This window comes from Janthinobacterium sp. PAMC25594, from assembly GCF_019443505.1.
Lineage (GTDB): Bacteria > Pseudomonadota > Gammaproteobacteria > Burkholderiales > Burkholderiaceae_D > Janthinobacterium.
Window position 1 is genome coordinate 3,334,834 of the sequence record NZ_CP080377.1, and the last position, 23,050, is coordinate 3,357,883.

18 protein-coding genes are annotated in these 23,050 nt (G+C 63.3%); 12 read left to right on the top strand and 6 right to left on the bottom strand.

The features are described 5' to 3' along the window. The first annotated feature begins 202 nt into the window (after positions 1-202). The 3 genes from KY494_RS14975 to KY494_RS14985 all read left to right on the top strand — a co-directional run bounded on the left by KY494_RS14975 (position 203) and on the right by KY494_RS14985 (position 3,101). The gene (locus KY494_RS14975; protein ID WP_219887371.1) at positions 203-1,654 is read left to right on the top strand and encodes a sorbosone dehydrogenase family protein; all 1,452 of its coding nucleotides are present in this window, start codon (positions 203-205) and stop codon (positions 1,652-1,654) included. Positions 1,655-1,800: 146 nt separating this feature from the next. After that, positions 1,801-2,244, top strand: coding sequence for a thioesterase family protein (locus tag KY494_RS14980; protein WP_219136214.1), 444 nt, complete (start codon positions 1,801-1,803; stop codon positions 2,242-2,244). Positions 2,245-2,315: 71 nt separating this feature from the next. Further along, positions 2,316-3,101, top strand: a complete 786-nt coding sequence (locus KY494_RS14985) for an ABC transporter substrate-binding protein (RefSeq protein ID WP_219887372.1) — start codon at positions 2,316-2,318, stop codon at positions 3,099-3,101. A gap of 1 nt (position 3,102) precedes the next feature. Here the strand turns inward: KY494_RS14985 and KY494_RS14990 are convergent, their stop codons facing one another. Next, a complete protein-coding gene (locus KY494_RS14990; RefSeq protein WP_257572290.1) occupies positions 3,103-3,645 on the bottom strand; it encodes a DUF3016 domain-containing protein in 543 nt (180 codons plus the stop codon). A 142-nt stretch (positions 3,646-3,787) separates the two neighbouring features. Beyond that, positions 3,788-4,291 carry a DUF3016 domain-containing protein gene (locus KY494_RS14995; protein ID WP_219887373.1) on the bottom strand — a complete coding sequence of 168 codons (504 nt, stop codon included), beginning with the start codon at positions 4,289-4,291 and terminating at the stop codon, positions 3,788-3,790. Between the two features lie 435 nt (positions 4,292-4,726). Here KY494_RS14995 and KY494_RS15000 point away from each other — a divergent pair, with 435 nt between their 5' ends. Further along, positions 4,727-6,238, top strand: coding sequence for a DUF3369 domain-containing protein (locus KY494_RS15000; protein WP_219887374.1), 1,512 nt, complete (start codon positions 4,727-4,729; stop codon positions 6,236-6,238). Positions 6,239-6,468: 230 nt separating this feature from the next. Continuing rightward, on the top strand, positions 6,469-7,476 hold the full coding sequence (locus tag KY494_RS15005; protein ID WP_375143353.1) for an IS110 family transposase: 1,008 nt from the start codon (positions 6,469-6,471) through the stop codon (positions 7,474-7,476). Between the two features lie 211 nt (positions 7,477-7,687). Here KY494_RS15005 and KY494_RS15010 read toward each other — a convergent pair whose 3' ends face one another. Next, positions 7,688-9,631: a GAF domain-containing sensor histidine kinase gene (locus tag KY494_RS15010; protein WP_219887376.1), complete on the bottom strand. Its 1,944-nt coding sequence runs from the start codon at positions 9,629-9,631 to the stop codon at positions 7,688-7,690. Between the two features lie 185 nt (positions 9,632-9,816). Between KY494_RS15010 and KY494_RS15015 the strand changes: the two genes are divergently transcribed. The 5 genes from KY494_RS15015 (at position 9,817) to KY494_RS15035 (ending at position 17,513) form a co-directional block, all read left to right on the top strand. Then, a complete protein-coding gene (locus KY494_RS15015) occupies positions 9,817-11,364 on the top strand; it encodes a C13 family peptidase (RefSeq protein ID WP_219887377.1) in 1,548 nt (515 codons plus the stop codon). Positions 11,365-11,393: 29 nt separating this feature from the next. Then, positions 11,394-11,762: a cation efflux protein, CzcI family gene (gene czcI / locus KY494_RS15020; RefSeq protein ID WP_219136207.1), complete on the top strand. Its 369-nt coding sequence runs from the start codon at positions 11,394-11,396 to the stop codon at positions 11,760-11,762. Positions 11,763-11,853: 91 nt separating this feature from the next. Further along, positions 11,854-13,092, top strand: a complete 1,239-nt coding sequence (locus tag KY494_RS15025; RefSeq protein ID WP_219887378.1) for a TolC family protein — start codon at positions 11,854-11,856, stop codon at positions 13,090-13,092. Between the two features lie 13 nt (positions 13,093-13,105). Beyond that, on the top strand, positions 13,106-14,311 hold the full coding sequence (locus tag KY494_RS15030; protein WP_219887379.1) for an efflux RND transporter periplasmic adaptor subunit: 1,206 nt from the start codon (positions 13,106-13,108) through the stop codon (positions 14,309-14,311). A gap of 25 nt (positions 14,312-14,336) precedes the next feature. After that, complete coding sequence (locus tag KY494_RS15035; RefSeq protein WP_219887380.1) at positions 14,337-17,513, top strand: efflux RND transporter permease subunit; 3,177 nt, start codon at positions 14,337-14,339, stop codon at positions 17,511-17,513. A 36-nt stretch (positions 17,514-17,549) separates the two neighbouring features. Here KY494_RS15035 and KY494_RS15040 read toward each other — a convergent pair whose 3' ends face one another. Then, positions 17,550-18,059 (bottom strand): hypothetical protein, encoded by a 510-nt coding sequence (locus KY494_RS15040; RefSeq protein ID WP_219136203.1) that lies wholly within the window; start codon positions 18,057-18,059, stop codon positions 17,550-17,552. 367 nt (positions 18,060-18,426) lie between these two features. Between KY494_RS15040 and KY494_RS15045 the strand changes: the two genes are divergently transcribed. Further along, on the top strand, positions 18,427-19,062 hold the full coding sequence (locus KY494_RS15045; RefSeq protein WP_219136202.1) for a PEP-CTERM sorting domain-containing protein: 636 nt from the start codon (positions 18,427-18,429) through the stop codon (positions 19,060-19,062). Between the two features lie 78 nt (positions 19,063-19,140). Here KY494_RS15045 and KY494_RS15050 read toward each other — a convergent pair whose 3' ends face one another. Beyond that, complete coding sequence (locus tag KY494_RS15050; RefSeq protein ID WP_219887381.1) at positions 19,141-19,377, bottom strand: hypothetical protein; 237 nt, start codon at positions 19,375-19,377, stop codon at positions 19,141-19,143. A 213-nt stretch (positions 19,378-19,590) separates the two neighbouring features. Here KY494_RS15050 and KY494_RS15055 point away from each other — a divergent pair, with 213 nt between their 5' ends. Continuing rightward, positions 19,591-19,965 (top strand): hypothetical protein, encoded by a 375-nt coding sequence (locus tag KY494_RS15055; protein ID WP_219887382.1) that lies wholly within the window; start codon positions 19,591-19,593, stop codon positions 19,963-19,965. On the opposite strand, the gene KY494_RS15060 is transcribed toward KY494_RS15055, so the two are convergent. Beyond that, the gene (locus tag KY494_RS15060; protein ID WP_258194256.1) at positions 19,966-23,010 is read right to left on the bottom strand and encodes a CHASE domain-containing protein; all 3,045 of its coding nucleotides are present in this window, start codon (positions 23,008-23,010) and stop codon (positions 19,966-19,968) included. It abuts the gene before it with no gap. Positions 23,011-23,050 lie beyond the last annotated feature (40 nt).

Consider the following 23,050-nt stretch of genomic DNA (forward strand, 5'->3'; position numbering starts at 1 on the left):
CTGCTCGGTTTCAGATGCGCCATTATCGGGCGCAGGCGGGCGAGACGCGGCAGCTGGCCCCGCGCTTGTCTGAAAACGCGGCGCATTTGTCCGATGCCGCCGCACGTTTGCGCCAGCTCAAACTTCCCGACACAAAGACGCGCATTCTTGGTGCAAGTCCCCCAATTGACCAGTCGTTGCGTCCTACCCGCAGGAGACTGACATGCGCCATCCATTTTTCCGCGTTCCCCTGCCCTGGCTGGCCCTGCTGCTGGCGTGCTGCCTGACCCTGCTGGCCGCCTGCGGCGGCGGCCATCACCATCCTGCGCCCGACGCCGCCACGGGCAGCCTGGCCGTCACCATCAGCGGCTTGCCGGCCGGCGTGGCGGGCGCCGTCACGCTCACGGGCCCCGCGTCGTACAGCAAGATGCTGACGGCCAGCACCACGCTCACCGGTCTGGCGCCCGGCGCCTACGCCATCAGCGCCGCCAGCGTAGCGCAAGGCACGCAAACGCTGGCCCCCACACCCGTCACGCAGCAGGTGCAAGTCGATGCGGGGGCGACGGCCAGCGCCGGCGTCACCTATACGGCCACGGCACCGCTGGCACTGGCCCTGCAAGAGGTGGCCAGCGGACTGGACGCCCCCATCTTCCTCACGGCGCCGCCAGGCGACAGCCGCCTGTTCATAGTCGAACGCCCCGGCCGTATCCGCGTGCTGCAGAACGGCAACCTGCTGGCCACGCCCTTCCTCGATGTCAGCCCGCTCACCACCACCAGCGGCGAGCGAGGCTTGCTATCCATGGCCTTCCATCCGCAGTACGCCAGCAACGGCTATTTCTTTATCTATTACACCAACCTGGCCGGCGACATCGTCATCGAGCGGCGGCAAGTGTCGGCGGGCAACGCCAACGTGGCCGATCCCCTGTCCGCCCTGACCATCCTCACGATACCCCACCCCACGTTCAGCAACCACTATGGCGGTCTGCTCAGCTTTGGGCCGGACGGCTATCTGTATGCGGGCACGGGCGACGGCGGCAGCGCGGGCGACCCGCCCGGCAATGCGCAAAACACGCAGGTACTGCTGGGCAAGCTGCTGCGCCTGGACGTCAACGCCAGCACAGTGGCCCAGCCGTATGCCATTCCGCCAGGCAACCCGTTTGCCGGCACGCCGGGCGGGCGCGCCGAAATCTGGGCGTATGGCTTGCGCAACCCGTGGCGCTACGCCTTCGACGTGCCGGCCCAGCTGCTGTATATCGCCGACGTGGGCCAGGCCAATTGGGAAGAGGTCGACGTGCGTCCCGTGGGCCAGGCGGGCAACAACTATGGCTGGAACATCATGGAAGGATTGCATTGCTACAACAGCGCCAGTTGCAACCAGGCGGGGCTGGTCCTGCCCGCCATCGAATACGGCCACGATACGGCCGGCGGCTGCTCGATCACGGGCGGCTATGTGTACCGGGGCACGGCCCTGCCGGAACTGGCGGGGCAATACCTGTATTCGGACTACTGCAGCGGCTGGCTGAAAAGCTTCAGCTACAGCAATGGCACGGCCTCCGCCGTGACGGACTGGGGCATCACCAACGTGGGCAATATCCTGTCGTTTGGCCAGGATGCGCAAAACGAGCTGTATATGCTGAGCGGCACGGGGAAGGTGTACAAGGTTGTACGTAAATAAGCGTACGCAAGTAAGCGTACATAAGTAAGCGTGGGCAGGCGGTCATGGCGACGCACGCGGCAGAGGGCGTTTTTCGACGGAACGCGGGGAACCGGCTAGAATGGGTTTTTCCCGTCGCGCCCCGCGCACCAGCCCAAGAGAACACCATGGCCCGTTTGAAACTTGAATTTCCCGAAGACCAGTACTGCTATTCCTCGCAACTGACGGTACGCACCACGGACATCAATGCCGGCAACCATCTCGGCAACGATTCCATGATTTCCATGATTTCCGAGGCGCGCGCCCGCTTCCTGTTTGAATTCGGCGTGCGCGACATTGAAGCGGACGGCACCGGCATCATCGTCACCGACCTGGCCACCACCTACCGTGCCGAAGCCCATGCGCGCGACCAGTTGCTGTTCGAAGTGGGCGTCATGGATTTCAACAAGTATGGCGGCGACATCACCTTCCGCATCACGCGCCCGCGCGACAACATCCTGATCGCCATGGCCAAGTCCGGCTTTGTGTTTTTCAACTACAAGCGCAGCCAGGTCGTCCCCATGCCGGAAGAGTTCGGCAGCAAGTTCCCGCAAGTGAACTGGATCGATTAAGGGACAGATTAAGCGGCTCGCCTTGCCGCCATGCTGTATGCTTGCCAGGAAGACATTGAAACTGGAGCGGCATGCAAGCAGCGATAACGGCAAGACTATGCCTGGCCCTGGCGTTGTCGGGCGTGTGGCAGACCGCCCTGGCCGCGCCGCAAACCGTCATCCTGTATGGCGACGATGACTATGCGCCGTACAGCTATGTGGAAAACGGCGTCTTCAAGGGCATGTACGTCGATATGCTGCGCGCAGCCGCCACCAGCATGCCGGAGTATCGGCTGGACTTGCAGCCGCGCCCCTGGAAACGGGGACTCGACGCGCTGGAAAAAGGCCAGGTATTCGGTCTGTTCCCGCCCGGGCGCAAGACGGAGCGGCCGTACGTGCAACCGTATTCGGCCATGCTGTACCGCGAATCGGTGGTGCTGTTTTGCAATGACGCCGTCATGCGCACGCCGCGCACGCATTTTCCAGCGGACTTCACCGGCCTGACCATCGGCGTCAACACGGGTTTTTTGCTGTCGGAAAAATTGATGGTACCGGCCCGCCAGGGATTGCTGCATCTGGAAGCGGCCAAGGGCAACGATGCCAATCTGAAGAAACTGGCGCTGCGGCGCATCGATTGCTACGCCAGCGACCGCGGCGCGGCCCGCCACACGGCACGCCAGCTGCAAGGAGAACTAAGCGGCTACGGCTTTCAATTGCACGAAGTGCTGGAACTGTCGTCCGAAGCCACGTACATCGCCTACAGCGCACGCAATACGCCCGCCTACAAGGCCGATTTCATCGAGAAGATGAATGCGGCCTTGCTCGCCATGCGGCACAACGGCCAACTGGCACGCATCGAAGAGGCTTACCTGCACTGAATTACCGGCGCTGCACTTCGCGCGGCTGCAAGCTCATGACGGGACTGCTGCGGCCCTGGGGCTTGACGCCGAAGGTATTCTTGAACCAGTCGTCGATCATGCGCTTTTCATAGCGCAAGGCATCGTTGCTGGAATAACGATTGATATGCTGCAAATAGGACATGTCGGACAGATAAGCGTTGCCGCTGGCAATGACCTTGCCATGCTGCTCGAGCGTATAGCGCAAGCGCAGACGGGGCCAGTCAGCACGGCCCGTCATCACGCGCACATCGAAGGCGCCGCGCCGTGCCGGGTCTTCGCGTCCTGCCAGGTCGACATCGGTGATCTCGATCCTGAGGTCCTGGCCGTGCGGCAAGCTCTTGCCCAGCCAGCTGAAGTGATTCGCCAGGCCCGCCAGCACCTGTTCCCGGTCGCGCGAGCTGAACGGAACATCGGAATAGTCATCGGGTTTGTCGAACGTCACTTGCACGCCCGCCCAGGCGCTGCTGCCGGCGGCCAGCGCCAATGCGGCCAGCCATGTTTTCGCCATCTTGGAAATACGCATGTGCATTCCTTTCAGAAAAGTCACGGCCAGGCAGCAACTGCCTGATCCCGTTTGACTATAGCCGGAAGTGAAAATTTCCGTAGCGCAATACGTTTCGCGCGGCGGCACGCGCAGCGGCAAGCCGCCTGACGGGCTGCGCCCCTTACTTGCGCGCCTGGCGTTTCACCTTGACGCCGAAAGTATCGGCATACCAGTCATCGATCATCAGCTTTTCATAGCGCAGCTTTTCATTGCTGAAATAATGATTGATGCGGGTCATGTACGACATGTCGGACAGGGCTGCATCGCCACTGCGAATGACCTTGCCATCCTGTTCCAGCACATAGTGCAGGCGTATGCGCGGCCAGTCGACCCGGCCATTCATGACGCGGATATCCTGCCCCGCACGCAGGGAAGGATTTTCACGTCCCGCCAGGTCCACATCGGTGACGTCGATTTTCAAGGTCTGCCCGGGCGGCAGCGATGCGCCCAGTTTCTCGAAATGCCGGCTCAGTTCCTTCAACACGTCATCGCGTTCCTGCGGGTTGAACGGGACATCCGTGTATTGATCCGGTTTGCTGAACTGCACTTCCGTTCCTGCCCAGGCCGCGCTGCTGGCCAGCAAGGCCAGGCCGGCAACCAGGGCGCGCGTCGTTTGCTTTTGCATGATGTACCCTTTCAGGAAATGTGCGTGGCATGATGCCACTTCTTATACCTATTCAATATAGCGCGCCGCAGCCCATTCTGACGCGCAATTCATACCTTGTTACTTTTCTGCTTTTCCGCCAGAAAGGCAAGACGCCGACTTTTTTTTGCAGATTCATTGGCAATATTAATTAAAACAAAGTATTGTCTTGAAAATATAGTTGCCTAAGCGATAAAGCATAGATAGTGTCGGCAGCCTGGATTTAAAGTGTTTTTTTAGCATGGGTGTTGCATGTTTTTAGTCAATTTTTCTTGCATATTGTTAATATTTAGCTGTCAGTCTACAATCGACAAAATGCGCCCGAAAAATGCGCAACGCCGGTAATGGCGCACAGGAATTCCTGGCGCAGGCGTCTCAACATTGCGTCAGTTATGCCTTTTAGCGGAACTCGCCCTTATGTCATTTTTGTCTTCAGCATCGCCCAAGTTACCCCCCTGGAAAGTCCTGCTCGTCGATGATGAACCCGACATCCACGACATCACCAAACTGACGCTGAGCCGTTTCCGCCTGGAGGGCCGTGCCCTGAGCTTCGTGCACGCGTACAGCGGCGCCGAAGCCAAGCAGGTGCTGGCGCGCGAAGACGGCATCGCGCTGGTCTTCCTGGACGTGGTGATGGAACGCGAAGACAGCGGCCTGGAAGTGGCGCGCTGGATGCGCGAAGACCTGGGCAACCAGTTTACGCGCATCGTGCTGCGCACCGGGCAGCCGGGACAGGCGCCGGAAGAACGGGTGATCGTCAACTACGACATCAACGACTACAAGGAAAAGACGGAACTGGACCGCACCAAGCTGTTCACCACCACCTTTGCCGCCCTGCGCGCCTACCGCGACATCATGAAGGTGGAAGAGGCGCGCCAGGCCCAGCTGCATTACCGCGAAGGCCTGGAAAGAGTCATCGCCGCCTCGGCGCATATCTTCAAGCAGCGCAACCTGCGCGACTTCGCCAGCGGCCTGCTGCAGCAAGTCGTCGCCCTGCTGCGCCTGGAAACGAGCATGCTGCTGCGCCTGCGCGGCGCCAGCGCCATCACGGGCGAGCAGGACTATGAAATCCTCGCGCAGATCGGCGACCATGAAGCCGATGGCGGCATCCTCAGCCCCTCCCTGCTGTCGCAGCTGGACGACGCCAAGAGCAATAAAATTTCGCGCCTGCACGGCGACACCTATGTCGGCTATTTCCCCAACAGCAGCGGCAAGGCATCCCTGCTGGTCTTGAAGGGCGTGGAAGAAATTTCCGACCTCGACGCGCAATTGCTGGAAGTGTTCTGCTCGGGCGTGGCGATTGCCTTCGACAACATCCTGCTGACGCAGGAAATTACCGATACCCAGGCCGAACTGATCTTGCGCCTGGGCGACGTGGTCGAATCGCGCTCGCACGAAGGCGGCAACCACGTGCGCCGCATGGCCGAAGTGTGCCAGCTGCTGGCGCAAGCGTCCGGCATGTCGGAAGAGGAAACCATGGTGCTGCGCCACGCGGCGCCCATGCATGACATCGGCAAGATTTCCACGCCCGACGCGGTGCTGCTGAAACCCGGCAAGCTCGACGCGGCCGAGTGGGAAATCATGAAGCAGCATCCGACGGTGGGCATGTCCATCCTCGACGGATCGCAGCGCCCGCTCTTGAAGGCGGCCGCCGTGATCGCCCACCAGCACCATGAAAAATACGACGGCAGCGGCTACCCGCAAGGCCTGGTAGGTGAAAACATCCACAAATACGCGCGCATCGCCGCCGTCGCCGACGTCTTCGACGCCCTCATGCACAAGCGCTGCTACAAGGACGCCTGGCCCCTGGAACGCGTGGTCAGCTATTTGCGCGAAGTGAGCGGCAGCCACCTCGATCCGCAGTATGTGGAGTTGCTGATTGCGAACCTGGATGAGGCATTGGCTTTGAACAAACGTTTCCCTGATTAGCATGCGTACGTCGGATTACGCGGCTGCGCCGCTAATCCGACCTTGTATTATTCCCCTCATGCCGTTCGTGGTATTGCGAACGGCATCGACCGCTGTCAAAATCTTGGTAGGCATATCAAGACCGGGTAACTGGATGCCGTATCCGCCCTTAGGCCCCGAGCCAGCTCCGTAGATCTCGCACCAGTTACCCATCCTCCATGTCAAGATCGGACAGTATCTTTGGCACCGGCATGCCGGTTAGCCCGCATTTGCAAGGTAGATCGCAAGAGGAACACAGCATGTTTAATTTAGGAATCGACGTTGCCAAGGCCAAGCTCGACTGCGCGCTGCGCCTACCCAACGGCAAGCATCGTAACAAGGTTGTCGAGAACAACCACACAGGATTCACTGCACTCAACGCATGGCTGCTGAAGCACGCTGCCGGCAACCCCAGGGTGTGCATGGAAGCGACTGGCACCTATTGGGAAGGGGTGGCCGAATATCTCGCTGGACTTGGCATGGTGGTCAGTGTCATCAATCCGGCCCAGATCAAGGCCTTCGGCGCTTCGCGCCTGGTGCGCACCAAGACCGACAAGGTCGACGCACAACTGATCGCCGACTTCGCCCACGAACGCCAGCCAGAGCCCTGGCTGGCGCCATCGCCCGCCGAGCAATCGCTGCGCGCGTTGGTGCTGCGCCTGGATGCCCTGCAGGCGATGCGCCTGCAGGAAAGCAACCGGCTTGAAGTCGCGCGCGCGGCGGTACGCCAGGGTATCGAGGATCATATTGTCTGGCTCGACGCCGAGATCAAGGCGCTGATCCTGGCGATCCGCCGTCATATCGATGACGACCCGGATTTACGCGACAAGCGCGAACTGCTCGATAGCATCCCTGGCCTGGGCGAGCGGACGATTCCGGTACTGCTGTCCTACTATGCCAATCCGGACCGCTTCGACAGCGCCAAGCAGGCGGTAGCGTTTGCGGGACTCGACCCGCGCCAGCACGAGTCGGGTTCCAGCGTGCGTGGCAAGCCACGCATGTCGAAGGTCGGCCACAGCTTCCTGCGCAAGGCACTGTACATGCCGGCCATGGTGGCAGTCCATAAGACGTCTTGGGGCAAGCGCTTCGGTCAGCGCCTGCGTGACGCCGGCAAGGCGCCCAAGCTGATCATCGGCGCCATGATGCGCAAGCTGGTGCATGTGGCATTTGGTGTGCTCAGGTCGGGAAAAATATTTGATCCGGCCTTGCATGCCGCTTGACGGGGATAACAGTATCTACGTGGCTTCGGCCCAAGCCCCAAACACGGGCGTTCCGGGCCAAGCGGGCCTGAAAAATGTCGAGGGCAAGGCGCAGCGACGCAGACAGTACGCATGTACGGCAAGGAGCTGCAACGCCGCCATCGGCATTTTCTCAGGCCCGCGCCTCCGGCCCACCGTTTTGAGATTTTCAAGGACACACGCCGGCGTCGGATTACGCGGTTTTCGGTTCCAGCGGAAAGCGTATCTTGTAATGCAACCCCATCCCCGGCGCGCTGACCACCTTCACCGTGCCTCCCAGCGGCCCCGTCACCAGGTTATACAGGATATGCGCACCCAGGCCGCTGCCGCCGGAACCGCGCTTGGTCGTGAAAAAGGGGTCGAACAGCTGGCCCAGGGTGGCGCTGTCCATGCCCATGCCATCGTCGCTGTAGTCGAGTTCCAGCATCTCGCCGGCCGTCCGCACGCTGATTTTGATCTTGCCCGGCTCGCCTTCGACAAAGCCGTGCACCAGTGAATTGACCACCATGTTCGTGACGATCTGCGAGACGGCGCCCGGATAGCTGCGCAGCTGCACTTCGGGTGGACAATCGATCTCCACCTTGATCGGCTTGCCCTTCAGCTTCGGTTGCAGGGACAGCAGGACTTCATCGAGATATTTGCGCAAATTAAAGCTGCGCAATTCGTCCGAGGACTGGTCGACGGCCACCTGCTTGAAGCTGCGCACCAGCGCCGCGGCGCGCTGCGTATTCGTCGTCATGATGCGCAGGGTCTGGTCGATGATGTCGAAGAATTGTCGCAAGCCGTCTTCATCGAGCTGGCCGCCGTCCAGGTCTTCGCGCGTGAGTTTCAATTCCTGCACCAGGTGGCTGGTGGCCGTCACGCATATGCCCAGCGGCGTATTGATTTCATGCGCCACGCCCGCCACCAGCCGGCCCAGGGACGCCAGCTTTTCCTGGCGCACCAGTTCCGACTGCGCTTCCTGCAAGGCGCTCAGGGCGCTGTTCAGGGCCGCATTCTGCTCTTCCAGCGCTTCCTTGGCGCGGCGCATGGCGCTGTCGGCCTGAATGCGGGCCATCGCCACGGCCACATGGCTGGCCATGAAGGCCAGCACGTCCAGTTCCGCCTGCCCATACACGACGGATTCGTCGTAGCTTTGCACGATGATCACGCCATATTTGCGCTCGCCCAGCAGCATGGGCGCGCCCATCCAGCTGGCGATGCCGACATTGCCCAGCGGCTCGTCCATCTCGCCGCTGGCCACCAGCGCCGCATAGCTGCTGGCATCGAGCAAACACGCTTGCCGGCGCGCCAGCACGTACGAACTCATGCCGATGCCGTAATGAAAGCGTTTCACGGGCGCCTGCGCATCCTTTTCATCGACAAAATACGGGATCGTGATGTCCTTGTTGTCGGGATGGTACAGGGCGATGAGGAAATTCTTCGCCGTCACCAGCTCGCTGATGATGGCGTGCAACCGCGCATACAGGGTCGTCGCGTCGGCCGCCTGCGCCGACAGGTTGGCGATTTCATACAGCGCATGCTGCAGGTTTTCCGCGCGCCGCCGCTCGGCCACCTCGTGCGCCAGCAGGGCCGTGCGCTCCTGCACCGCCTTTTCCAGCCGGTCCATGCTTTGCATGCCTTGCAGGGCGCTCGACACGTGCGTGGCGATCAGCGCGAACAGGGCCTGGTCTTCCAGGCTGAAGCGGTGCTGCGCGTCATAGCTCTGGATGACGATGGCGCCCAGCACCTGCTGCTGCTGGTCCAGCAGCGGGCAGCCGATCCAGTGCTCGGCCGCCGTGCCGCCGCCCCAGGCGCCGCCACCGATGGCACGCATGGCGTCGTCGTCGGCCGTCATCACCAGCTGCTTGCGGTTGACGATGACCCACGCCGTGGGCGACTGCGCGGCACTGGCCAGGCGCACGCCCTCGTCCGGGTCGGGCGCGGCGTCGAATTCATCGACAAAATAGGGAAAGCGCACCAGGCCGTCATCGCGGTCGCTCAGGGCCACATAAAAGTTCGCCGCATACATGATGCGGCCCAGCGCCGCATGCACCGCCTGCAGGAATTCGCTGATATCGCTGCAGGTGCTCGAACGCTGCCCGATTTCCAGCAACACGGTTTGAACGGCTTCCAGACGGCTGAGACGGCTTTCCATGGGTAACTGTGTGCCTTGTGTAAGTATATGTTCTGAAAATCAATATTATCAGTTCAGTCCAGCCTTGGCACGGCATAAAACGCACAATCTTGCCTTGAGGCAGCGCAACACACGCCACGCCGGCATTTGCCACCTTGGCGATACAGTGGCAGACTAGGCCCCTTCCTACAGACCAGACCGTCCTCATGACCGCCACGCTACGCGCCTCGCTTCGCCCCTATACCCTCGCCGGCCTGCTGGTCTTTGCCGCGCTGGGCATGCCACCGCTGTGCGCCGCGCCCGCCAAGGCGCCGGCGGCGGAAACGGCCGATGGCGGACGCTATTTCGGCCCCCTCGTGGCGGGCAAGATGCATGGCCAGGGCCGGCTCGAGTACGCGAGCGGCGCGTTTTACGAAGGGGGCTTCGCGCGCGGCATGTTTTCCGGCCAGGGCACGCTGCGCCAGGCCTCCGGCGTCGAGTACACGGGCGCCTTCCGCCAGGGCGCCTTCGACGGCATCGGCCGCTACACCTCGCCCAAGGGCGAGATCTATGCGGGCAGCTTCGTCAAGGGCAGCTTCGAGGGGCAAGGCCGCTTCCAGGGCGCCGATGGCGCCACCTTCGAAGGCCATTTCAAGCACTGGCGCCCGCACGGCGCCGGCAAGTTGACCGATACGGACGGCACCGTCTTCGAAGGCGAATTCGTCCAGGGCCAAGTGCAGGGCAAGGCGAAGGTCAGCACCAGCGACGGCATCCACTACGAAGGCGAGCTGAAAGACTGGAAATTCGAAGGCGAAGGCGTGCTGCGCACGGCAGACGGCGACGAATACCGGGGCGGCTTCAAGAATGGCCAGTTCGACGGCAAGGGTGTGCTGCGCTACGCCGTGGCGCAGGCGGACGGCCGGCGCGAAGACAGCGGCAACTGGACGGAAGGCCAGCTGGACGACCCGGCGGCCGACAAGCTCACGCGCGACAATATCGAGCTGGCCCTGTATAACCAGCGCACCCTGCTCGACGGCGCCCTGGCGCGCATCGCGCCGCGCGATGCGGCGAAAAAAATCAATCTCTACCTGCTGGGCGTGGCCGGCGATGGCGCGCAGGAAGTGTTTCACCGCGAAACGGCCTTCGTGCAGCACCAGTTCGACCGCGATTACGGCACCGTGGGGCGCTCCCTGATGCTGGTCAATAGCCGCAACACGGTGGCGCAGCAGCCGATGGCCACGCGCACCAGCATCGCCGCCAGCCTCGACGCCCTGGGCGCGAAGATGGACAAGGCCAACGACATCTTGTTTTTATTCCTCACCAGCCACGGCTCGCCCGAGCATGAACTGGCGCTGGCGCAGAACGGCATGGATTTGCACAGCCTGCCCGCGCAAGAGCTGGCGGGCATGCTCAAGCACAGCGGCATCCGCTGGAAAGTCATCGTGATCTCGGCCTGCTATGCGGGCGGCTTCATTGCGCCATTAAAAGATGACAACACCCTCATCATCACGGCCGCGCGCAGCGACCGCACCTCGTTCGGCTGCGACGACCAGAACGATTTTACGTACTTCAGCGAAGCGTATTTCAAGGAAGCCTTGCCCAAGAGCGCCGGCTTTGCCGAAGCGTTCGACAAGGCCAAAGTGCTGGTGCAGGCGCGCGAGGCGGCCGATTTCCGCGAGGGCGGCATGGAAGCGGAAGAGCATTCCGAGCCGCAGCTATTCCAGGGCAAGGCGATTGCCGCGCAGCTGAAGGCGTGGCGTGCCCAGCCACGCTAAGCGCTTCTTTCTGTACAATAGCCGTCACCATGCGACGATTCTTCCTCATTTTGCTGCTGTTCGTGCTTCCGCTCCAGATGTCCTGGGCCGCGGCGAGCGCGTATTGCCTGCACGAGGAAGGCAAGGCGGCGCAGCACCTGGGCCACCACAGCCACCAGCACAAGGCCGATGCGGACAAGCAACCCGTGGCCGATAAAAAGCTAGCTGACAAGCAATCCAAAGGCCAGCCGCACAGCGATTGCAACGTCTGCCACGGCATCGGCCATGCGTGGCTGCCGGCCGGCTCCAGCCTGCCCATCGGCGACATGGCGTCCGTCAACGCGGACACTGCCCCCTTCTTTTACGCTTCCCACATCCCGGACGCTCCCAAGCGCCCTGACTGGTCGTCGGCCATCTAGGCCGACGGGACGTTTCTTTCACTGATCGCAATGAGCCAGGCGCAAGCCTGCGCGTCCCGTCGAATTCTTTTTCCGTACCCTGGAGAATTCGATGCACCGTTCCATCTATCTGTTATGTCTCTCCGCTGGCCTGCTGGCTGGCAACTTTACCCACGCGCAATCTAGCGTGGAACCCGCCGCGCCCCTGACCCTGCCCGCCGCGCTGCTGCTGTCAGAAAGCGGCAACGCCACCCTGTCCGCCGCCCGCCATGAACTGGCGGCGCAAGGGGGCGCCCTGCAGCAGGCGCGCGCCCTGCCCAACCCGGAACTGCAAACCGTGCTGGAAGACACGCGGCGCGCCACGCGCAGCACCACCGTGCAGCTGAACCAGCTCATAGAACTGGGCGGCAAGCGGGGGGCGCGCACGGCCGTCGCCCGGCGCGGCGAGGACCTGGCGCAAGCGGGCCTGTCGCTGCAGCAAGCCGACACGCGCGCGGCCGTCACTTCCGCCTTTGTCGACGTGCTGGCGGCGCAGGAAGGCTTGCGCCTGGCCGACAGCGCGCAAGCCTTGGCCGCGCGCGCCAGCGACATCACTGCGCGCCGGGTCACGGCCGGCAAGGCCTCCCCCGTCGAGGAAACCCGCGCCAGGGTCGCCGAAGCGAGCGTGCGGCTGGAGCTGAACCTGGCCCGCAGCACCCTGGCCAGCGCGCGCAAGCGCCTGGCCGCCCTGTGGGGCAACGCCACGCCCCGTTTTACCCAAGCCGAAGGACGCCTGGAAACCCTGCCCGAGCTGCCCCCCGCCAGCGAACTGGCGGCGCGCCTGGCCCAGGCGCCCAGCGTGCGCCAGGCACACAGCGCGCTGGCGCAGCGCCAAGCCATGCTGGACGTGGAACAGCGGCGCGCCACGCCCGACGTCACCGTCAGCATCGGCATGAAGCGCTCGGAAGAACTGGGCCGCAACCAGGCCATCATCGGCCTGGCCCTGCCGCTGCCGTTGTTCGACCGCAACGCGGGCAACAAGCTCGACGCCTTGCGCCGCAGCGACAAGGCCAGCGACGAGCTGGCCGCCGCCCGCATCGATGTGCAGACGAAGGTCGCCGCCGCCAGCGAACGGCTGGCCACAGCCCGTCTCGACGTGGAAAGCTTGCGCCAGGACATCTTGCCTGGCGCCCAAAGCGCCTACGACGCGGCCAGCAAGGGCTTTGAGTTCGGCAAGTTCGCCTTTCTCGACGTGCTCGATGCCCAGCGCACCTTGCTGCAAGCCAAAAACCAATACCTGCGCGCGCTGACCGAAGCGCAGCACGCCGCCGCCGAGATCGAGCGCCTGCTTGGCGCCCCCGCTCCCCTGTAAGGAAGACCCGACAATGAATATCAAACTCAACAAGAAACAAGCGATCGCCATCGCGGCCATCGCGGCCGCCGGCATCGTGCTGGCAATCCTCATCCTCGGCACGGGCAAGTCCAAGACTGCGCCGTCCGCCGCCGTCAAGACGGAAGCACATGCTGAAAAGAAAGACGAACACGGCCACGAGGAAGTGGAAGGCAGGCTGGAGCTGAGCGCCGCGCAAAGCAAGGCCGCCGGCGTCGTCATCGCCACGGCCGCGCCCGGCCGCATCAAGACGACCGTCGCCCTGCCCGGCGAAATCCGTTTTAACGAAGACCGTACTGCCCACGTCGTGCCGCGCCTGGCCGGCGTGGTGGAAGCCGTGCAGGCCGACCTGGGCCAGCTGGTGAAAAAGGGGCAAGTGCTGGCCGTCATCGCCAGCACGGAACTGTCGGAACAGCGCAGCGCACTGCTGTCGGCGCAGCGGCGCTTATCCTTGGCCCGTTCCACGTATGAGCGCGAAGAAAAACTGTGGCGCGAGAAAATTTCAGCGGAGCAAGACTATCTGCAGGCGCAGCAAGCGTGGCGCGAAGCGGAAATCGCCGTGCAGAACGCGCAGCAAAAACTCAGCGCGCTGGGCGCCAGTGGCGCCAGCAAAGGGCCGCTGAACCGCTACGAGATCCGCGCGCCGTTCGACGGCATGGTGCTGGAAAAACATATCACCCTGGGCGAAGCCGTCAAGGAAGACGCGAACATCTTCGTCATTTCCGACCTGTCGACCGTGTGGGCGGAAATCGCCGTGCCGGCGAAGGACCTGGCCACCGTGCGCATGGGAGGCAAGGCGGAAGTCAAAGCCAGCGCTTTCGATGCCAGCGCGCAAGGCACGATCACCTACGTGGGCGCGCTGCTGGGCGAGCAGACGCGCACGGCCAAGGCGCGCATCAGCTTGCAGAACCCCGACATGGCCTGGCGTCCTGGCCTGTTCGTCAGCGTGGAAGTGGTGTCCGGCGAAGCGGACGCACCCGTCACCGTGCAGAGCACGGCCATCCAGACGGTGGAAGACAAGCCCGTCGTCTTCGTGCAAGTCAAGGATGGCTATCAGGCCACGCCCGTGGTGCTGGGGCGCAGCGATGGCACATTGACGCACATCAAGCAGGGCCTGGCCGCCGGCACGCCGTACGCGGCGCAAGGCAGTTTTGTCCTGAAATCCGAGCTGGGCAAAGATTCCGCCGGCCACGAACATTGATCACGTCAAACGAAAGGAAACCATCATGTTTGAACGCTTGATCCGCTTCGCCATCGAGCAGCGCTGGCTGGTGATGCTGGCCGTGGCCGCCATGGCCGGCCTGGGCATCTACAACTATCAAAAGCTGCCCATCGACGCCGTGCCCGACATCACCAATGTGCAGGTGCAAATCAATACCCAGTCCGCCGGCTATTCGCCGCTGGAAACCGAGCAGAGGGTCACCTTCCCCATCGAGACGGCCATGGCCGGCTTGCCGAACCTGGAGCAGACGCGCTCGCTGTCTCGCTATGGCCTGTCGCAAGTGACCGTGATCTTCAAGGATGGCACGGACATTTATTTTGCCCGCCAGATGATCAACGAACGCTTGCAGGAAGCCAAGGAAAGCTTGCCGGCCGGCATCACGCCGAAGATGGGGCCCGTCTCCACGGGCCTCGGCGAAATCTACCTGTGGACGGTGGAAACGCAGGAGGGCGCGAAGAAACCGGACGGCACGCCGTACACGCCGACGGACTTGCGCGAAATCCAGGACTGGATCATCAAGCCGCAGTTGCGCAATGTCACGGGCGTCACGGAAATCAATGCCATCGGCGGCTACGCCAAGCAATACCAGGTGGCGCCCTACCCGGAAAAACTGGCCGCCTACGGCATCAGCCTGCAAGACGTGGTGACGGCGCTCGAGCGCAACAACAGCAACGTGGGCGCCGGCTACATCGAAAAGCAGGGCGAGCAACTGCTGATCCGCGCGCCGGGCCAGGTGGCATCGAAAGACGACATCGGCAACATCGTCGTCGCCAATGTGCAGGGCGTGGCGATCCGCATTCGCGACGTGGCCGACGTGGTGCTGGGGCGTGAGCTGCGCACGGGCGCGGCCACGGAAAACGGCCGCGAAGTGGTGCTCGGTACCGTCTTCATGCTGATCGGCCAGAACAGCCGCGCCGTGTCGCAAGCCGTCGACAAAAAGATGATCGAAATCAACCGCAGCCTGCCGAAAGGCGTGCATGCCGTCACCGTGTATGACCGCACGGTGCTCGTCGACAAGGCCATCAATACGGTAAAGAAAAACCTGCTGGAAGGCGCGGTATTGGTGATCGCCATCCTGTTCCTGTTCCTCGGCAATATCCGCGCGGCCATCATCACGGCCATGGTGATTCCGCTGGCCATGCTGTTCACGTTTACGGGCATGGTGCAATACCATGTGAGTGCCAACCTGATGAGTCTGGGCGCGCTCGATTTCGGCATCATCATCGATGGCGCCGTGGTGATCGTGGAAAACTGCGTGCGCCGCCTGGCCCATGCGCAGCAGAAACTCGGGCGGCCCCTGACCTTGCAGGAACGTTTTCACGAAGTGTTTGCGGCATCGCAAGAAGCACGCAGGCCCCTGCTGTATGGCCAGCTGATCATCATGGTGGTGTACCTGCCCATCTTCGCGCTGACGGGCGTGGAAGGCCGCATGTTTACGCCGATGGCCCTGACGGTAGTGATCGCCCTGCTGGGTGCCATGCTGCTGTCGATCACCTTCATCCCGGCCGCCGTGGCGCTGTTTATCGGCGACAAGGTAGCGGAGAAAGAAAACGCCATCATGCGCGCCGCCAAGCGCTGGTATGCGCCGCTGCTGGGCAAGGTGATGCGCAACACGCCCGTCGTGCTGACGGGCGCGGCGGTGGCCGTATTGCTGTCGGGCTTGCTGGCCACGCGCATGGGCAGCGAATTCGTGCCCAGCCTGAACGAGGGCGATATCGCCATCCAGGCCCTGCGCATCCCCGGCACCAGCCTGAGCCAATCGCTGGCCATGCAGCAGCAGCTGGAAAGCAAGCTCATGGCAAACCACAAGGAAATCGCGCGCGTGTTCGCCCGCACGGGAACGGCCGAGATCGCGTCGGACCCCATGCCGCCGAATATTTCCGACGGCTATATCATGCTGAAACCCCGCAGCGAATGGCCGCAGCCGACAAAATCGCGCGAGCAATTGCTGGCGGAAATCGAAGCGACGGCCACCAGCTTGCCGGGCAACAACTACGAGTTTTCGCAACCGATCCAGCTGCGCTTCAATGAACTGATTTCCGGCGTGCGCAGCGACGTGGCCGTGAAACTGTTCGGCGACGACATGCTTGTCCTCGACAGCACGGCGGCAAAGATCGCCGGCGTGCTGGGCAAGATACCGGGCGCGACAGAGGTAAAAGTCGAGCAGACGACGGGGCTGCCCATGCTGACGGTGCAGATCGACCGCGAGCAGACGGCGCGCTACGGCCTCAATATTGCCGATGTGCAGTCGGCGATCGCCACGGCCATCGGCGGGCAAGAGGCGGGCACCCTGTTCCAGGGCGACCGCCGCTTCGACATCGTCGTGCGCCTGCCCGACAGCCTGCGCAGCGACCTGGAGCAATTAAAGCGCCTGCCCATCGCCCTGCCCCAGGGCGCGGCGGCGGAAGGCCGTGCGCGCTTCATCCCGCTCGGTGAAGTGGCCAGCCTGCAAGTGGCGCCGGGACCGAACCAGATCAGCCGCGAAGACGGCAAGCGCCGCATCGTCGTCAGCGCGAATGTGCGCGGGCGCGATATCGGCTCGTTCGTGGCTGACGCCACGCAGCAGTTGCAAGCGCAAGTGGCCATTCCGGCCGGCTACTGGACCAGCTGGGGCGGCCAGTTCGAGCAATTGCAGTCGGCCACGAAACGCCTGGAGCTGGTGGTGCCCGTGGCCTTGGCCCTCGTGTTTGTGTTGCTGTTCGCCATGTTCGGCAACGTGAAAGATGGCTTGCTCGTGTTCAGCGGCATCCCGTTCGCCTTGACGGGCGGTATCGTCGCCCTGTGGCTGCGCGACATTCCCATGTCGATCTCGGCGGCCGTCGGCTTCATCGCCCTGTCCGGCGTGGCGGTACTGAACGGCCTGGTGATGATCGCCTACATCCGCCAGTTGCGCGAACAGGGCATGCCCTTGCAGGAGGCGATATGCGAAGGGGCCATTACGCGTTTGCGTCCCGTCTTGATGACGGCGCTGGTGGCGTCACTGGGCTTCGTGCCGATGGCGATTGCCACGGGCACGGGCGCCGAAGTGCAGCGTCCGCTGGCCACCGTGGTGATCGGCGGCATCCTGTCGTCGACGGCCCTGACCCTGCTGGTGCTGCCGCTGCTGTACCGGCTGGCATACCGCCGGCAAGAGGAGGAAGAGGAAGAGGAGGTAGGTCGGATTAGCTCCGAAGGAGCGTAATCCGACACCAACACCGGCGCCGACAATATATATAGCTTACGGCTTGCGGTAGCCGCCTTCGATCCAGTTCGCGGCCGACGTGGCGTTGAACTTGAAGGCGGCCGAGGTGCGCACCTTGGCGATCTGTTCGCCGTCCGCGTCGTAGGCGCTCAGTTCCGCGTATGGGTGCTCTTCGTCGGGCACGATGTCGAACATCACCTTGACTTGCCCCTCGTCGGTGGCGACAAACAGGTTCTTGTGCAATTGCGCATGCAACTGCTGCTCGTGGCGGCGCAGCACTTCCGACGCCGTCTTCACCAGCGTGTTGAACGCGTTGACGTCGAGCGGTTTCGGATTTTTCTTGTCGCGGCCCATGGTCCACGGGCCTACCAGCGCCGGCTCCGGTTCGCCATCCTTGATCATGGCGACGGCCCAGCCTTCATCTTCCTCGTTCTTGATCACCCTCGCCGTCCAGCCATTGCCTACCCACAGGCGCGGCTCCTGGATCGGGGCGTCATTGTCCTGCTCGGCTGCTTCGTCGGAAAAGTCGGGAAAATCGGTACTCATGGCGGTGCTCGTGGTGGAGGGTCGGGGCTAGCATGATAGTCGAAAACGTCCACCCGTGCCGCCTTGCCGCAAGGTAAGGCGCGGCCCGCCATAGTCGATCTCGGCAATAAGACAAGCTATCAATGTAGTAGCTTTATTCTAGTAATCGAGCTTTGATATTGCTCAACTAAGACTATTATTATTTTGCAATCTGAATTATGTTTTTTATATTTCAAATATTGCATTTAGTAATGCTTGGCCTCAAGAAATTATTTCATCTTGCGACGTCCCTCATCCCCGCACGCCGCCTTGCATCGCCACGCCAAGCACTTCTGCCTGTCCTGATCAAAACAGCTGCGTACACCTATAAATCTTTGAGGGAATAAACATGAAAATCTTGTCCACACTGGCATGCGCGACGCTCGCTGCCGCCGCAGGCAGCGCCAGCGCCGTCCCCACATTTACGGCCGGCGGCACGGCCCTGGCCGGCCAAGGGCTGGTGACATCCGTTGCAGGCGCCACCACGATCGATTTCAACAGCGGCATCCTGCCCGCCAACTACATCGACGGCGCGCTGTTCACCGGCACGAACGGCAACCATGCCACGCCTCCTGGCGATATGAGCAAGTATTTGTCGGCAGGCACTTCTTCCGACCAGCACTCGCCCGTGACCGCCAACTTCAGTGGCGGCTTGAGCTATTTCGGCTTCTACATGGGTTCGCCGGACACGTACAACAGCGTGACCTACACCTTTGCCGACCACAGCTCGACCACGCTGACGGGCACGCAACTGGCAACGCTGGCCGGCGATGCCGCCAACGGCAATCAGTCCGTGGGCCTGTACGTGAACGCCTTCGCCGGCGTTGGCAGCAAGATCACCTCGGTTGCCTTCAACTCCACGCAGAATGCCTTCGAGACGGACAACCACGCCTTCATCGCGGCCGTTCCCGAACCGGAAACCTATGCCATGCTGCTGGCCGGCCTGGGCTTGCTGGGTTTCATGCTGCGCCGCAAATCCTCCTGACGCGGGCAAGTACTGGCAAAAGCCCGCGATGCGGGCTTTTTCACGGCCAGACCAGCCGACTGCCGTCCGCCGGTGCCGTCAGCACATGGACATGGCAGGCCGGCTGGGCCAGGTCAGCGGCGGACCGGGCGGCACCCAGCGCGGGTCGATGGCTGGCAATGGCGCATGGTAATTAAAGGGATTGATGATGATCGGAGGTATCGCCGATGGCGCGCCGACGGGCTCGGCGCAGGACTGCGGGGCGCTACGCTGGCGCGTGGTTCGATGGTGGGAAAGGGATAGCGATTGATCCCCGGTATCTGCAAACAAAAGCATGTTGCCCTCCTTGCGAGACTGAGGTATTCAGTATAGGACGGCTTGCGCGTATTACAAGAAAAGAAATCTTGTTCCAGATTCAGCATTTTCTGCCCGTACAGACCTCCCATACCGTGAAAATGACGGCCTGTCGCATGCCGCTGGCGGCCAGCCCGGCGCGCCCCTACAGTGTGTAGCATGCAACACCCCATCACCCACACACCGAGGCTTACCATGAAAAAACTGCTCACCTTCATCCTCATCGTCATGCTGGCCTGCCTGTTGCTCGACAAGGTCGGTGGCAGCGACATGCACATGCAGTTCAACGGCGACGATGTCGACGGTCCGCTGGAATGGCTGTTCGGCCTGGTGTTTGCCGGTGGCGGCTTGCTGGTCGCCGCCATTGCGCTGGTGTGCGCCGCCGTCGTCACGGGCGTGGTGCTGGCGGGAATGGGCGTGGTGCTGATCGCCGTGCTGGCACTCTGCGTGGTGCTGGTGCTGGCGCTGAGCACGCCCGTGCTGCTGCCCCTGTTGATTCCCGTGGCCATCGTCTGGCTGATCGTCAGCCGCAAGCACAAGCAGGCACAAGCGCATCAGCACAGCCTGTAATCACTGCGCCATGAATTTGCTGAGCACGCCGTCGCTGCCGCCATCATTCTGTTCGATGCGGTTGCGCCCGCCCCGCTTGGCCCGGTACAGGGCCTCGTCGGCGCGCGCCAGCACGGCGTCGCAATCGGCATCCGTGCCGGCCATGGCGGCCATGCCGATGCTCACCGTGATGGTGATCAGGATGCCGCCATCGGTGGTCAGCGAGCTTTCCGCCACGCGCCGGCGCAACCGCTCCGCAAACACGGCCGCCGCCGCCAGGTCGGTGCCCGGTAGCAAGATGGCGAATTCTTCGCCGCCCACGCGGCCCGGTACGTCGACCTTGCGCAGCGCCTGGCACATCAGCGCGCCCAGGTGGCGCAGCACGGTATCGCCCACGGCGTGGCCATACTCGTCGTTGACGCGCTTGAAGTGATCGATATCGAGCATCAACACGCTGGCGCAGCTGGCCAGTTCGCGCTGCAGCCGCGCATGCTCGTTTTCCAGTGCCGCCATGAAATGGCGCCGGTTCGGCAAGCCCGTCAAAAAATCGGTGGTCGCCAATTGCAGCAATTCCGCGTTCATGCGCTTGCGCTCGGTGATATCGAGCGAGGACACCATGACGAAGTCCAGGCTGTCGGCATGGCCGGGCATCACCAGCAAGCTCAGCTCATTTTGCCGCGCCGCGCCATCGAGACGCAGGAAGCTGCTCTCGCACTCGTACAGGTGGGCGCCGCCAGCCAGCGCCAGCAGCGCATCGCCAAAACGGGGCAAGGCGCTGGCATCGAAATTCTGCGCCAGGCCCAGCGCGCCGCGGCGCTGGTCGCTCTCGTTGGCGCGCACCTGCGCCAGCGCGGCGCCGTTCGCATCGATGATGCGCACCAGCCCCGCCAGCCGCTGTAGCGCGTCCGGATGGGCCTGGAAATGGGCACCCAGGTCGCGCACGCCCGCTTGTTCGAGCGCAACGAGCGCGGCGCGCACGGCCGACCAGTCCTGTTCCCACAGAGCCACGGGCGCATGATCGTACAGACTGCGGAAACGCGCTTCGCCGGCGCGCAGGGCCAGCGCCACCTGCGCCTGTTCGATGGCCATGCCGGCCAGGTGCGCCGCCTCGCTCAGCCGCGCCAGATGCGCCGCGCCCGGCAAGGTAGGCTGGCGGTGATACGCCATCAGCACGCCCAGCAACTTGCCCGAGCCGCCACGCACGGGCTCGGCCCAGCACGATTGCAGCTGGGCCCGCCACGCCAGTTCCATCGTCTCTTGCACATCGGCAGCGGCATGCAAGTCGCCCACGATCACGCGCTGGCCGTCGCGCAGCGCTTGCGCGGCGATGCCATGCACGCCTTGCAGGGTGTCGAGGCCATGGCCATGGCTGGACACGTTGAAAAACGCGGGCAAGCTGGGCGCCGCCCCCAGCACCAGACGGTGGCGGTTTTCATCGAGCAACAAGATGCTGCACAGCATGGCGGGATGGTCGGCTTGCACGCTCAGCACCACGCTTTCCAGCACCCGCTCCAGCGGCGCGCCCGTGGCCAGCATTTCCAGCACTTGCCGCCGCGTGTGCTCGCGCCGTTCCATCTGGCTGCGCTCGCTGATGTCGCGGAAGGTCCACAAGCGCGCCTGTTCATTGCCCAACTGCATGCTGCGCACATATTGCTCGACCACCCGTCCATCGCGCAGGTGCAGCACGTCGCGCCGCTCGCGGTGGCCATGCGGCGCGTGGGCGCGTGCTCCCAGGAAAGGCGCCGCTTGCTCCAGCTGGCTTTCCACATGGCGTACCAGTGCCGCACCGTCCGCTTGCCAGTCGAGCGCGTCGGGCACTTGCCACAGGTCGCGGAAGCGCCGGTTCGAGGTGAAGATGCGGCCTTCGATGTTGTCGACCAAAATACCGTCGATGGTCGAATCGAGGATGCTGCGCAGCATGGCCTGGCTGCGCTGCGCCGCCTCGGCCATCGCCAGCACGCTGGCCTGGCCCTGCTCCAGCTGGTCCGTCAACTGGCTCGAACGCGCCAGCGCCGCCTGGGCGCGGGCGCGGCCCGCCGCCAGCAGCCAGGCCGCCAGCGCCAGCACGATGCTGGCCAGCAAGCCGGTCCAGGCCACCAGGCGGGGCCGCGCCAGCAGCTCGCCATCGAAGCCCGGCATGGCGCGCACGCGCAAGGTCCAGGCATGGCCGGCGATGCTGACCGCCTGCTGCGACACCAGGCTGTCCGACCCGGCCGCCGCCAGCAGCTCCGGCAAGCTGTCATACATCAGGGCCGCCTCAGCCTGTTGTGCCCCATCATAGATTTCCAGATCCAGCTGGCGCGCCCCCTCGCCGCCCACGCCCGCCATCAGGTCGACCATGCGGAACGGCGCAAACACCCAGGCGCGCAAGGCGGCGCGGCGCTGCGCCACGCTGGCATGCGGCAATCCATTGTCATACACGGGCAGCACGACGAGGAAGCCATGCGCCTGGGCGCTGCCGCCATCTTGCACCAGGTGGATCTTGCCCGTCATGACCGCTTGCCCCGTGTCGCGCGCCTGTTCGAGCGCGGCGCGGCGCACGGGTTCCGACCAGATGTCATAGCCGAACGCCAGCAGGTTGCTTTCGCTTAAAGGTTCCAGATAAGTGATGGGCGCATGCCAGGCGCGCTGGCCCGGCGGACGCACGGCATAGCCGGGATATCCCTCCGCGCGCACGCTCGCTTCGTGCCGCGCCAGCCCGGCACCGGGCAACAGCGGCAGGTAGCCGATGCCGTGGATGCCGGGAAAATGCTGGTCCACCTGCTGCACCGCCAGATAGGCATGGAATTCGCTGCGCGTGACGTCCTGCGAACTGGCATACAGTCCCTGCACGCCGTGCAGCACCTGGATGTAGGTCTGCATGCGGACGACGATGTTGCCCACCAGTTCGCGCACGCGGAAGTCAAAATCGGCCTGCACCTGCTGTTCGCTGGCGTCGTGGGCATTGCGCCAGGCGCCATACGTCAGTCCCAGGCACAGCGCCAGCACCAGCGCAGCCAGCACGCGCGGCCCCACCCAGTGCGACACTGACCGAGCAAACCACGACGTAGACGCGCGTGTAGGCATGACAGGCTGACAGGCAGAACGGACATCAAACCGCTACACG